Consider the following 13,982-nt stretch of genomic DNA (forward strand, 5'->3'; position numbering starts at 1 on the left):
TAAGTGGACAAAGTATATTGACATTAATTAATTAAATAAATATAATGTAAATATCAACTAATTGAAAGCGAGGTGATAGTATGTTGAGTGGGAAAGAATTGAAAATTAAGAGGGTAATGTTGGACATTAAAGCGATTGAGGTAGCTCAATATTTACATATATGCAAGAGTTATGTTTCTAAAATGGAAAATGGTGTGCAACCGATACCTAGCAAGATTTATGACAAGTGGGTATTGTTTTTGGGTATTAATAAATAATTAAATTAATATAAAGAGGAGATGGAGAATTGAGTGAGATAATTGAAACAAGAATTATTCCAGTGAGAGAGATGTTTTTCAATGAGGACTCAAGCTATGGTATTTATGCTTGTCATCCAGTTGAGTTTGATAAGGTGAAACTTAATACATATAATAATATTTCCGTTAAAGGCAACACAGTCAAGCTTAGATTAGACCAAGAATATAATGCTAGGCTAATAGAAAAAGAGGATAAGAAATATGGAGTTTTTTATGAGATTGCATCCATATTTGAAGATATTCCGACAGATATTTCTAAACAACGAGATTATTTAGCGAATATTATCACAAAAAATCAAGTTGATGCTATATTCACAGCTTATCCAAATCATGATGTTATTGATTTGATTAAAAATGATCAGATTGATTTAGGCAAGGTAAAAGGAATTGGTAAGAAAAGCTATTCAAAGATAAAAGATAAAATTATACAAAACTTGGAATTTCAACAGGCATATGAGTTCTTAAGCAAATTTGAAGTTACTAATAATCTAATAATTAAATTAGTTAAGCACTTTAAATCTGCCGGACTCTTGATTAGAAAGATGAATGATAATCCATATTGTATTACAGAGGTTAATGGAATTGGCTTTCTTAAAGCAGATAAGATTGCTTTAAATATGGGGTGTGATCCAAATAGTGGTTTTCGAATTATATCTGCAATTGAATATGTAGTTGAAGAAGACAGTAAAAACGGAAACACCTACTCAAAAGAAGAGCAATTGCTCACTCAGGTACATGAGTTAACGGATATTGAAAGGGATTTAATTCAGAATCAAATTAAAACAACTGAACGCATAATTGTTATTGGCGATAGGATAGCTCTAAAGAAAAATTACAATGCTGAGAAATTCATCTCTAAAAAATTGAAAGAAATTATGAACTGTCAAAGTGAGTTGGATTTTGATGTTCAGCAGTTCATTGCCAAACAAGAAGAGAAGCGAAATATTAAATTAACTGACCAACAGAAGCAATTTTTCTACAACATCAAGAAGAATAATGTAAATCTTCTAGTGGGATATGCTGGATGTGGAAAAAGCCAAATGACCGCATTGCTAATTGATCTACTTGAAGAATTGAATATTTCTTACAAGTTGACTTCTCCAACTGGGAAAGCAGCAAAAGTATTAAGCAATTATACAAATAGAAATGCAGAAACATTACACCGAGCAACGGGGTTAGGGAAAGACCACCAAGAGGGGTTCGAAAGATTTATTGATGAGGAGTTTGTGATAGTTGATGAGTTTTCAATGGTGGATGTGATTCTTTGTTCGAGGACATTAAGTAAATTAACAAATGAAAATGTAAGACTATTGTTTATTGGAGACGACTTTCAATTACCAAGTGTTTCAGCAGGGAACTTACTGTATGACATGATACATAGTGAAATAATACCTACTACAAAATTAGATGTTGTTTTCCGGCAAAGTGAAGGTGGAATATTAGATATTGCGACAAAAGTGAGACAGAATCAAAAATTCTTAAGTAATGATGATTGGGGAATTTTAGAGTTTGGAAACAATTGTATCATCGCTTGTGTTCCTCAAGACAAAATTAATGGCGGTTATCAATACTATTATAATAAATTATTGGAAACGTATTCTAGTGACGATATTACAATTGCCACTCCAACTAAGAAAAGTGAACTAGGAACAGTAATTATTAATAAGCATATTCAAGATATTGTTAATCCACAGTCTGATAACAAACCAGAAAAAGAAACAGGTTTTGATAAAATTACATTTCGTGTTGGAGATAGTGTTTTAAACACAAAAAATACATATGATATCTTTGATGTAGATGAACGAAAGATAGACATTGTAAATGGTGACATTGGTAAAATCATTCAGATTAATCTAGAGGAAAAAGAGTTAATTGTAGACTTTGAATTTGCGAAAGTACCCTTTGGTTTTGACCAGTTAAATCAATTACTGCATTGTTGGGCTATGACGATACACAAGTTACAAGGAAGCAGTAATAATGCAATTGTTGTAATCGCAGATAAGGCTCATAAGTTTCAATTAAACGCTAATTTGCTGTATACCGCAATTACAAGAGGAATTGATAAAGTAATTATTCTTAGTCAGGCTGAAACAATCAACTTTGCTATGAGGAAGGTTGCAAGTCAGCAAAGAGATACATTTCTGAAAGAGATGTTAGTGGAGGAGGGAGTGGAATAATTGACAGTATTTAAAATACAGATACCATCTGAAATTATTAGGAATCCATTGATTAGTCACGACTCTTTTTATGTGTATTGTAAATTAATTCAACATTACTATGTTCGAAAAGAAAAGAATTTGAAATTGAAAATTGATCATAAAAAGTTTATGTACTTTTGTAATATCAAATCCAATCAAACCTTTAAAAAAATCATTAACGAATTAAATCAATTTAATTTTATAAAAAATAAAATTGATTCTCTCCCTCGGAATGGGTTAATAGAATTAGAATTAAATAAAAAATATATAAGTAACTCAAAGAATTTTACATTTGCACAGTTGCCATTTTATTTACTGGATAAGTGTGTTCTTGATACGGTGGGGAAGGAAGGGTTCAGATTGCTCTATTACTTAAAAAGTTACATAAACAATTATGATGAATTTTGTTTTTGTTCTAGAGAAAGGATCGCTGCTGAAATTGGTAGTAATCCTAAAACAGTTGATAAGTACAATCAAATATTAAGAAAGAATAAGTTTATTAAAATTGTGCAACATGAGTTAAAGTCAACAGGTGATTATGAGGAGAATGAATTTGGCAATGAAATAGAGAAGTTTACAAAATTTAATAATCATTATTTTTTACGTGCAGATAAGTTTGAGGAAATACATACTAAGTTGAAAAATAATTCTACCTAAATTTGCAAACTTGTTTTGCGAATTTAAAATACTGGTTCTGAAATATCTTTTATATTTGGTTCTTTATATTGGTTATTTTATATCTTTCATCTGTATTAATACTAGAGTGTATTTCATGTAAGATGATTTACATGAGCAAGTTAAACGAAATACATTTACATCTTAAACAAAATACAGTATTGCTTACATGAAATACATGAGTATCTTTAATGAAATACAGGTAGATGAAGAATGTTGATTCGGTAGGGTTTTGAGGAAGGGGAAAATAAATAATTGAATTGATGTAGAAAAGAGGTAAAGTAAATGTATTTTGATATGAATGAAAGTGAAACACACTTAAAGGCAAAAGAAAAATTGTTTAGTTTAATTGCTAATAAAAAAGTAAGATTAATAGATGATAAGAGAAAGCAGATACATATTTATAGCGGAGCAATACCAACTGAATTTTTACATATGGAAAGCATGGTTGTTGGATATGGATCAGACGCACTGTATAGCAATTTTGATAGTCCGTGTAAATCATTTATAGATAGCCCAGTATGCGATTTAAAAGGTCATTTTGGAGTCATTGAACAATTACCTTGTCAGAAATGTATATTGAATAATGTTAATGAGGAAGAATTGCGTGGCAGTTCCATATACGCAAGTTATAGACCTGATATTGCCTATGGAATTAATGGAAAACATTTAGTGTGGGTTGAGATATACCATAAAAGTAAAAGTAGCTACAGTAAAGTTTATTTTTGCAGAGATAAAGGAATTAAATTATTAGAAGTGAAAGCAGACGATGTATTAAATCTAGTGGAAGATAACGATTTGGTTGTAAATGTTTTGAATGAAAAATTAGATGAATACATTACTGATTCATTAGAGGATAAAGTCGCTAAAATTATTAATAGTGTTAAGAAATATATAAGTAATAATGGTATGATACCAAACAAAGATTTCTATAAATTTATTGATAAATATAACTTAAATACTTTTGACAGGTATTATACTAAAAGAAAAATTATAGATACATTAAATAAATATGTAGTACATAATGAATATATGAAAATGATTAAAGAGTGTTTACCAAAAGGGCAAAAGAGCAAGTTAAAAGATTATATAAAATTCAAAGACGAGTTTATAGTTAAAACTGTTGGAGATTTGATGAAGATGGAAAGCTTCCCGTGCAAGGAAGATTTAAAAGGATTACACAGAAATGTCCATATTCTAATTGATCCAGAATATTATTTATCCATTATTGATAGATGAAATATTGGGGTAGGGTATCCAGTAGGGTACTTGTATATTTTTTATGTAAAATGTACCCCCACGTTAAAATGAAAATTGAATATCGTTGATCATTTTTATTAATTATCGTTATTCTTTGGAGCGATAGCTTACTTTTGATAGATGTCGATAATATAGTGGGGGATGTTGGTATAATAACGTTTCTGAAGTTTAAAAGGTCAAAATAAGCAAAAAATATCGTTAACCCTTTATGTATCAAGGGATTGAGTAGTTTCTTATAAAAAATCAGGGGAGTATGGTTGTATTAAAGGAAATTAGAAAATCAATAGTATCAAGGGTTCTATCGTTATGGTTACGATTCACTTTACGATAGAAAAGTAAGGTGGAAATGGTAAGTGGAAAATAAGTTGAGTGTGTGGATAGATGTGCTAGGGGGTAAAATTGTAAAATACTTCCACTGAAAAGTGTAAAAATACCCCCTATATCATGTATTTAACTTGTATATAAGATTCATTATATTAAAGTTAACTTGATGTGTTATTCTAGCCGTATTTAATTGAATTGTTATTTTTTCAGTTTAAATTTTTTGTCCGATGCTATACCAAAAAATAAAGCACTTTTTAGATCGTATAATAACATGCGCCAAATAGCGTAAGTGTTACCATAACTATTTCTTATCACCTATCACCATTCATCATAAAAATATCTTATAACTCATATAATCACATCATCACAACTATACATAGTTTTAAATACTACATTCTAACCTTCATTACTACCATACATATTTACATTTTCTATAATCGCTTACCATTTATAGACAATAGCCAATTTATCTCACCGACTCATTTCATTGCTACACCCAATCGACAATCACACAAAAACCTTCAAATAAATATCAGCAAAAAATTGGAGTAAAAATACCACATCACAATTGGCATATAGTTTATAGTAATATCATAATTTCTTTTACTTATTGTTACATTTTATCATCATATTAATGAATTAAATATATACAAAATATTAATTTTATAGTATAATTAATAATATAGAAAGGAGGTGCAAACATAGTGTGATATCACTTGTTACATTAGCGTCTATAATGGCTTTAATTATCTCATTTCTAACTATCATCACTCAGCTACTAACAATCATAGAAAAGGTTAGAACATTGAAGTCAAAGAAAAAGCCTTCTCAAAGTCGGTCGAGGACTACAAGAAGGCATAAACCTAAACGCTAATAACTCAACGCTTAAAGGGGATCTAACAAATCCCTTTTAAGTGATACTAATATTATATATCATACTATCCATTTTATGCAAACATTAAAAAAATATTCAAACATCTTTATTTTGCTTTTTGCTGCATTGTATCTATTCACACGCTTGTTAGTTGATTACACATCAACTATTATTACTCTTGCCGATATATTTCTATCTATTGCGGTTATCATTACAATATACAATATAGTCAAACAAGTTATAAAATAATACTTTGCGCCAGTATGTTTAATACTGGTTATTTTTTATTTATATTATAAAATTAAATAAATGTATTGAAATACAGTATAATGTTTGATATAATTTACTTAGAAGCGAATCAAGGAGGATACATACATGTCAGTCAATCCTTTTCTTTTAACCGAACACGAGTTACAACAATGGTATGCAGCCGATCAAGAAAAAAGAAACAATATACATTCTTTATTATCTCATCTGAAATATATCCCTTCATTATGGAAAAAGGATCATCAATCATATTACATAGTATCTAAATCAGCTAAAAAGCCTGAATCCTTACAAATAACACTATTTACAAACAATATGCCTATATTTGATCGTGTACGCAATATAAACGATATCAGCGACATAGTAGAAGAGTTACACTTATCAGAAGCTACAATACAAACAATCAACTATATAAACTAATTAAATACATACAATAAAATAAAATAATAATAAAATGGAGGTCATACAAATGTTTTCAACGAATCCAGCAATCACATCTTTATCAAAATGGAAAGAAGGAAAGGACTACACGATCACATATGCTATAGAGCACACTAAGCACGATCCGGAACTCGAAGAAATAAACTACTCTAACCTAATTAGAGAAGAATTCAAAGACCTAGAACAAACGTTATACTTTTTAAACATCTATCAACAGCAGGGATATCAAAACATTACTATCATGTACACAGTCTATAATAAAGACGGTCAGCACATCATAGAAGACTATGTAAGCGAGATAGATATAACTTTAAACTCAAAACATCAGGAAGAAACAAACAAACGTAATAAAGAACTTACAAAGGTTATAGAGGAGCAACAAAAAGAACTTGAACTATATAAGCAATTTCTAACAAAATATAACAGTATAAAACTATTTGAAAAGTTTAAAAAAGAAAGTAATATACACTGGTACGCATACAGGCTCAGAGGCTTCTCTCTTGGCTGTCAGCCTAAAGGACATATAAAAGTAGACCATAGCAAAGGAAGACATGGAATAATAGCATATGATAGAGAATTAACGCAAAAAGAACTAGACGATTATGAACTAATTCCATACACTGAAGCCGTATAATTTTACGGTTTCTTTTTTTAATGCAACAATCCACGCATAAAAAATATAAAATATTTTAACTAATTAAATATATAATACATTGTTGTTTTACGCTTATCGTGTTATAATTAATTAAAGGATTAAATAAATGCTATTTATTAGGAGGAGTTAAAATGAATTTTACAAAAAGTCAAGTTAACACTATCAGACATCTAGCGGATACAAGAAAATTACAAGTCAAGATATATAAATACAAAGGAATCCTTAGTGTAGAACTACACGAAAACACAAGTTATTCATTGGCTGATCAGTTTAATTTAATAATTGCTGATAACGTCAAAACATTAAAAGAGTGCAAACAAATTGCTGCAAACTTCCTAAACTGGCTTGATCAATATAGTTCTTACGGATACAATATCAGAACAAAATATGTAGACTTATAATAAGCGACTCTTTCAGGGTTGCTTTTCTTTTTAAAAATTATTAACTAATTAAATAAATACTATTGATCATAATCCTATTCCATGCTATAATTAGTTATAGATGGAAGTTAAGTTTTATATTGATGAGGAGGAATTGAAAAATGAATATCAAAGAAATGTTTAATTCTCAACTAAGGGAACTAAGAAACTCTACAAAGGATCAAGAATTAATTGCAATGATTGATGCAGAACTACAAGAACGTTTTGAAACACTTGATTTTATGTATACACAAATTAATTAAGAAAGTCGTCTAAGCGACTATATGAGCCGAAACAAGGGGATTTGTTCCCTTGTCATAGTGAAGTTAACCTTTCGCTATCTGATGATGGTAGGTTAAAAAAGGGGGGATAACATTTGATAAAAATATCATCACCAAATTAATAAATTAAATAAATAAAAGACTTGAAAGATAAAAAGAAAACCTTTATAATTATAAGTAAGTTAAATAATTAAATGAATAGTACTTTAAAGGAGTGTTTGAAAAATGAACAGAATAGAAGTATTAAACGCTATTAATACAAATCCACGCTATGCGAAAGATGCACTCGCTAACATGTATCACGGTAAAACATTTGTAGTTGCTAATAATCGTATTGACACATTCAAGAAAACAAAAAGAGGTGCTGAAGGGTACATCAAGAAACAGCAATCAATTAGTTACTATGATGATATGACTTTTTCAATGGTCACATGTGGTAGCGGTTTAGAAGTATTCGAAATTCAACAGTCTGAAATACTCGACTATAAAACATCCGTCAAAATGTGGTATGACTATATCCGATCCATTTGGTCTAAAGATTGGATCGTCCGATATGCAACGGAAGAGGCTCGACGTTTTCAAGTATCCGACGATGTTCTAGCTTACGTTACAAGGGCAGTAAAAGAAGCTTTAACAGAATCCTGTTTTACTCACATTGACGAGTATGAAAATACTCCTTTAGAAGATATTCAAGCACCTGAAGCAGAGCAAACTGAAAACACTGTAACAGAATCACATAATACGGATTCGGCTATTACCTTAGAAATTGTATTAAACGAAGAATTAAACGGAATCGAGTTATATTTTTCCGATAAACCTACAGAAACAATTAGAAAAGAATTGAAATCAAATGGTTTCAGATGGCATAAAATGGGCTACTGGTACGCAAAAAATACACCTGACAGATTAATGTTAGCCGAATCATTACAATCAATCTATAACGATATCAAGGCGGAAATTGAAGAAAACGGGTCATTATTGGATGTAGAACTAGAAACAGTAACTAAAACACCTGTAAACGAATCAGAAGTAACAGATGATAACAATCAACCTATAACAACACCAGAAGGAAAGATAGAAGTACAATCAATTCAATTCATATGGAGCGAATCAGCATACATAGAAGACGATACAACAGTATCAACATTTACAGAAGCTGAAGCCATGATCAAAAATGCTGCCATTCATGCACCTGATAACGGATGCTACGATAAAACAAAATTTCTTATAACATGGTCAGACTGTCAAACATACGAGGGACGAATTGATATAGTCAAATCAGATTCATTCAAAACTCAACCTTTAAAAAATCATATTGAAAGATTCGCAAGCTTTGTCATAGATGATGAATCTGAATCAACTGAAAGAAAAGAAGCATATAGAGAATTTTTGAATACTTATCCTTTAGAAGATTTTACACCAACAACACCGGAAAAGCTGAATAAAAGTGCTAAAGGGAATGTATTAGACTTTTCTACACGTTTTCAACAGAAGCAAGAAAAAGAGGAAATAAACAGGCTGACAAATCACTGGTTAAATAATATATTGCCTTACATGACAAATGAAGAAATAGACCAATTACAACAGGCATATAAAGTAGATGACGATCAACAGATAGAAAGAATATTTACTAAAATATCACTTTCAACAGCCGTTAAACGAGCATCTGAAGAGTTGATACAAAATTAATTAACTAATTAAATATAGGGAAGTGTTGATACTTCCCTATCCCTTTAAAATTTGTATAACAGCAGCCTGTTTTTATCGCTGGCGATTTTATAAAAAATCTATATAACAGATCCCTTGAAATATCACTAAATATAAAGGAGCAAATCCAATGAAAGATATTTTTAAAAATAATTTTCACACTGTATTCTTTATAACACTAGTGGCAATTCTTGAGACGATTTTAATTATCATTCATTTATAACACAAAAAAATTAAAATAAAATTATACAAAGGGGAAAGCGAAGAATGAAAACTAAAATTACTTTTATCACTTTATTATTAATCTCTATTATTTCTATTTATACAACTTTTGAAGCCAATAACAACAAAGTCGATACAGTACAAGAAAAATTCGAAATTACAAGCATTTCCGAAGGTGTATATCAAGCTACAAATATTAAGCCTAATATTGATAAAAATGAATTGTATTTCACACTAGATGACATTCAAGATGATACTTCTATAACAGAAGGGGACACAGTAACAGCACATTACATAGAAGCTGGAACGGAAGATATATTTTTCAAGGTGACAAAATAACAAAGTCCTAACATAGATTTTTTGTATAACAGACTTTAAAATATATCGCTGGAGGTTTTGAAAATGTCAAACTTAAATCTAAAAAATACCTATTTCGGATTTACTTCCAATAAGAAACCATTACAAACTGGTAAAATTGAAAAATCACTAGATCAGCTAATTCGCTATGATGGGAAGGTAATCACAAAAAAAGAATATATCTATTTACTATTGCAAAAAGGTTGTGCTCCAGACATTGAAGAAAATTACACTTATTATAGTATTCGCACAGGCGATTACACAAAACCGAAAACACTTTACAAATTAACATATGAAGACGGATCATATCATGAAATTAATAAAACTCTATACAGCTATGCTCAATACATACTAGACAACAATTTCCTAAATGAATCAGTAGCACTCAATCACATTCAGACTGAATTAGAAGCAATTGAAGCAGCAAAGCAAAAAGAATTTGCTGAACGTGAGGAGCGACTCAAGAAACATCAATTAGAGGAGCAGAAAAGAAAAGAGGAAAGGGAAAAAAAGCGTAAGCAATGGAAAGAAATAGGCTTATCACTCATGACAGATAACATTAAAAACGCTATAACAGAATCCATTTCCGATCACTGGGAACTCATTCAGTCACACGGCTACAACGATAAAGAAGCCTTAACAGTTAACACAATTGAATTGTTTACTGAACAACTCGGAAATACCGAATACATCAAAGGAAATGTATCCTATGTATTTCACGAAGGCAAAGAATATAAAAATCTAAATAACGCACTATACAGATCAATTTACACTCGAATCTTCAACGCTACTGAATTAGATTCAAAACAAACACTAACCGCGAAGGTTAAAGCATTTTATGAAGGCAGAGAATACAAAGGAGGCAACTATCAGCCAAAGGAGCAGGAGACATTCTATTTCTTAAATGCTCAAACTAAACAGTTTGAATCTCGACAAGGTGAAAGAATGAGTATAAAAGGCTTAACTTGCTTTATTGCCAAGAATAATAAAGGACTATATGCAATCACAGAGGCTAGAACAGGGATGTTATTAGGTAGTCCAAAGGCAACAAGAAAGGAAGCAATTGAAGTAACTAAAAACGGCATTGAAAGAGTTGGGGAACGTTTAGAACAGCTAATTCAAAACAATATAGAAAAATATGGAATATCTCCATTATATGAAGAGGAAACTTCTGTATGATACCATATAACAGAAGTCGGTTAATATCACTGGCTCATTTTCTATTCATTTAATAAGAGTATTGACTCTTTTGGCTTACAATAAAACATGCATTTTAACTGATTGTAAACACAATATATAGTATTGTTTGTATGTAATTTCTATACATGTAGTATCTATAAATAGGTTTAAACATTATATATTTATTTTCCCTATTCGATTGACTCATTAACTAATTAAATATATAATAATTATTAAGAAGGATAATGAAATAATAGGAGTGAATGAACAATGAAAATGAGCATAAACGAATTTATTAATAGGCAAGATGAATTTGAAGGGTATAAGGTCAGATTTAAAGTAAAAATGAAAAGTGGAAACATCAATTACTTTGAAAGACTTGTAAATGATGAATTTTGTAACCCTAATGGAGAAATGTTTGAGGTGCTGGAAGTTGAAATTTTAGAATATGTTGGTATTATTTCGTTATTTAAATAAAATAAAAATTGTATAGGGAGATGAATTAATGTTAGCTAAATTACAATTTTGGTTATTTAAAAATGGAGCTAATAAGGAACATTTTATATATGAGCGACTAGGAAATTTAATGCAAGATATAAGAACTAAATTAAGATAAAATAGAACTTTCATTATAGGAGTGTTTAAAAATGTACAAATACTTATTTGAATTTCAAAATGGATCTACTGTGCTAGTCGAAGCAGCGAACAAAATGAAAGCAACTGAAACTGTAGCTAGTACTTATTTAAAGCTATTTGAAACTGAGAATTTCAGGGTTGTGCGTGTAGGAGTAGAACTAGATAGTAAAGGGAAATTAAAAGAGTTTGACTGATTTAAAGCCTTTGTATTATGAGGCTTTTTCTTTTTGTCTCCAGTTAAAAAACTTTATAAATTTTTATTAACTAATTAAATAAATATAGTTGATCTTCGACTTTGTCTGTGTTATAATTTACTTAAGGTTAAGGAATACATAAAACTTTCCCATAAGGGTACATGGAGGAAATTAAAATGTTAAACTATGAAGCTTATGATTTAATTAAAGGAGAAACAATTTGCTCAACCGGAAATAAATCATCTTTAATAATCGAATTAAAATATTATATTGAATATCAGAATCATATTGACGAATATTTAATTTCAATGGAAGATATTGAAGAATTAAATGAACAAGCATTAAGAAAAGTTGGAATAAAATTATATGTGTGCAAGTGGTAGAGAAATACTTGAATAATAAGGAGTGAAGGAAAAATGATTAAAGTGGTTAACAAGGAATGGAATGATTTTGATTACACTTATATTTTCAGTCTTGAAAATGGAGATCGAATTATTATTAAAGAAAGTGATTACGATAGGATTATGCTTCATGAATCCACACAAGGAAATACATATCGGGCAATAGTTGATCAACATGAAGACGAGTTTGAAGAGCCAGTAGAGTATATTGGATTTCAATTAATCTAATAAAACAATATTTGATTGTAAATAAATCATAAAATAGGAGTTGGTTCATAAATGGCTTATTACGGGAATCAAAACAAAAAATCAATTATTTATTTATTGGATAACACTATTGCAACCTTAAAAGATAAAGTCAAGGATTGCAAGGGTGAAACAGGAGATCTATGGAAAGAATATAGGAAAATAGAGAAGGTTTTATATGGCGAAGGAAAAGAACTGTTATCAATGACAAATAAAGTTAAATTTGAAAGCAGATTAAATACAGTGAAAAAAATGTTAGAAAAGTCTGATCTATGAATTCAGTAAAAAAATTTATAGTGAGATGATAATATGTTAATAAAATACCATTTTAGGAATAGGAAGCATGATGTTGTGCAGTATAAGACTTTCTCTGATGAAGAAATTAAAGCAGGATATGACCAAGAGTATATTCGCAATTTAAAGTGGACTAGGTACAAATTAATTAAAAGGGAAGTTGTTCAAAGTCTATTTGATTAAAATAAATAAATCCATATAGTAATTATCATAAAGCAATGCAACTATAAGAGAAGGGACTTTGTTCCCTTCCTAATTCATATTAAAACCAATATTTTAAATGGAAAATAAATTAACTGGAGGCTGTTAAAAATGGAGAAGCTAATTACAGACGGAAATAAAACAATGTATTTTTTAAATGAAGATTTATTACTAACTATTGAAAAGCTAGCCGAGAATAAATTTTTGGTTGAAAATCAATTTAATAAACTAATCGGAACAGTAACTCCAATAGATGACTTTAAAACTGAAATAATTCTAGAAAAGAATTTTAAAAAAGATACATTGGGCAGATGGCGAAACACGAAAAAACTTTTCAGTTGTAATATGACTTGGTTTTCTTATATCTTGCAAGAAAAAGGCTTTGTGAGAAAAGCTAAGGCTATCTGAATAAAAAATAAATTTTAGAGTAAGTGGAGTCATCATGAATGGCTAAAATAAAAACTTCTAATTTAAAGTAATTTATAATTAAGAAAGACAAACAAAAATAAATCAATTATAATAAAAATAGGGAGGTTTTGGAAATGAAATTCTCCACTATGTTTCAGCTAGTAAAGAAGGATGCTAAAAATAGAGCAATAGATTTTTTTAAAGATTATCTTGAAGCAATGAGACAGAGAAAAATAATCATACAAAATATAAAGCCTACATCAGCAGAGATGATTGCTCCAGATGGTAAAAGGGTTAAAGCATATATATTGTATGAACAAGAATCTTGGGAAGATGGCATTGCAATTTATAAAGCAACCATTTTTATTAAACATGAAAATCAAACAAGAGCGGTAAATAGTACTCAATTTATATTTCATGAATCTGATTATTTTAATATTAATTAAA

18 protein-coding genes are annotated in these 13,982 nt (G+C 29.5%); all 18 read left to right on the top strand.

The features are described 5' to 3' along the window. The first annotated feature begins 83 nt into the window (after window positions 1–83). The 18 genes from FCJ93_RS07660 (at window position 84) to FCJ93_RS07740 (ending at window position 13,981) form a co-directional block, all read left to right on the top strand. Window positions 84–257, top strand: coding sequence for a helix-turn-helix domain-containing protein (locus FCJ93_RS07660; protein ID WP_170211237.1), 174 nt, complete (start codon window positions 84–86; stop codon window positions 255–257). A gap of 29 nt (window positions 258–286) precedes the next feature. Continuing rightward, window positions 287–2,473, top strand: a complete 2,187-nt coding sequence (locus tag FCJ93_RS07665) for an AAA family ATPase (RefSeq protein ID WP_137743280.1) — start codon at window positions 287–289, stop codon at window positions 2,471–2,473. Further along, entirely contained in the window at window positions 2,474–3,151 is a 678-nt protein-coding gene (locus tag FCJ93_RS07670; RefSeq protein ID WP_137743281.1) for a hypothetical protein, read from the top strand. Between the two features lie 303 nt (window positions 3,152–3,454). Then, on the top strand, window positions 3,455–4,408 hold the full coding sequence (locus FCJ93_RS07675; RefSeq protein WP_137743282.1) for a hypothetical protein: 954 nt from the start codon (window positions 3,455–3,457) through the stop codon (window positions 4,406–4,408). A 1,594-nt stretch (window positions 4,409–6,002) separates the two neighbouring features. Further along, complete coding sequence (locus FCJ93_RS07680) at window positions 6,003–6,314, top strand: hypothetical protein (RefSeq protein ID WP_137743283.1); 312 nt, start codon at window positions 6,003–6,005, stop codon at window positions 6,312–6,314. A 49-nt stretch (window positions 6,315–6,363) separates the two neighbouring features. Continuing rightward, on the top strand, window positions 6,364–6,969 hold the full coding sequence (locus FCJ93_RS25410; RefSeq protein ID WP_137743284.1) for a defense against restriction DarA-related protein: 606 nt from the start codon (window positions 6,364–6,366) through the stop codon (window positions 6,967–6,969). A gap of 152 nt (window positions 6,970–7,121) precedes the next feature. Next, window positions 7,122–7,391, top strand: coding sequence for a hypothetical protein (locus tag FCJ93_RS07690; protein ID WP_137743285.1), 270 nt, complete (start codon window positions 7,122–7,124; stop codon window positions 7,389–7,391). Between the two features lie 140 nt (window positions 7,392–7,531). Continuing rightward, a complete protein-coding gene (locus FCJ93_RS24845) occupies window positions 7,532–7,672 on the top strand; it encodes a hypothetical protein (RefSeq protein ID WP_170211238.1) in 141 nt (46 codons plus the stop codon). Between the two features lie 243 nt (window positions 7,673–7,915). Further along, window positions 7,916–9,379: an LPD25 domain-containing protein gene (locus FCJ93_RS07695; protein ID WP_137743286.1), complete on the top strand. Its 1,464-nt coding sequence runs from the start codon at window positions 7,916–7,918 to the stop codon at window positions 9,377–9,379. A gap of 285 nt (window positions 9,380–9,664) precedes the next feature. Next, a complete protein-coding gene (locus FCJ93_RS07700) occupies window positions 9,665–9,958 on the top strand; it encodes a hypothetical protein (RefSeq protein WP_137743287.1) in 294 nt (97 codons plus the stop codon). A 63-nt stretch (window positions 9,959–10,021) separates the two neighbouring features. Next, complete coding sequence (locus tag FCJ93_RS07705; protein WP_137743288.1) at window positions 10,022–11,155, top strand: hypothetical protein; 1,134 nt, start codon at window positions 10,022–10,024, stop codon at window positions 11,153–11,155. 270 nt (window positions 11,156–11,425) lie between these two features. Next, entirely contained in the window at window positions 11,426–11,632 is a 207-nt protein-coding gene (locus tag FCJ93_RS07710; RefSeq protein WP_137743289.1) for a hypothetical protein, read from the top strand. 170 nt (window positions 11,633–11,802) lie between these two features. Beyond that, window positions 11,803–11,985 carry a hypothetical protein gene (locus FCJ93_RS07715; protein WP_137743290.1) on the top strand — a complete coding sequence of 61 codons (183 nt, stop codon included), beginning with the start codon at window positions 11,803–11,805 and terminating at the stop codon, window positions 11,983–11,985. A 176-nt stretch (window positions 11,986–12,161) separates the two neighbouring features. Continuing rightward, window positions 12,162–12,368 carry a hypothetical protein gene (locus FCJ93_RS07720; protein WP_137743291.1) on the top strand — a complete coding sequence of 69 codons (207 nt, stop codon included), beginning with the start codon at window positions 12,162–12,164 and terminating at the stop codon, window positions 12,366–12,368. Window positions 12,369–12,401: 33 nt separating this feature from the next. Next, a complete protein-coding gene (locus tag FCJ93_RS07725; protein WP_137743292.1) occupies window positions 12,402–12,614 on the top strand; it encodes a hypothetical protein in 213 nt (70 codons plus the stop codon). A 51-nt stretch (window positions 12,615–12,665) separates the two neighbouring features. Continuing rightward, entirely contained in the window at window positions 12,666–12,908 is a 243-nt protein-coding gene (locus tag FCJ93_RS07730) for a hypothetical protein (protein WP_137743293.1), read from the top strand. Between the two features lie 330 nt (window positions 12,909–13,238). Beyond that, entirely contained in the window at window positions 13,239–13,535 is a 297-nt protein-coding gene (locus tag FCJ93_RS07735; protein WP_137743294.1) for a hypothetical protein, read from the top strand. 134 nt (window positions 13,536–13,669) lie between these two features. Next, window positions 13,670–13,981 carry a hypothetical protein gene (locus FCJ93_RS07740; protein ID WP_137743295.1) on the top strand — a complete coding sequence of 104 codons (312 nt, stop codon included), beginning with the start codon at window positions 13,670–13,672 and terminating at the stop codon, window positions 13,979–13,981. Window position 13,982: the final 1 nt, after the last annotated feature.

Source organism: Robertmurraya siralis (assembly GCF_005502275.1).
GTDB classification, from domain to species: domain Bacteria; phylum Bacillota; class Bacilli; order Bacillales; family Cytobacillaceae; genus Robertmurraya; species Robertmurraya siralis.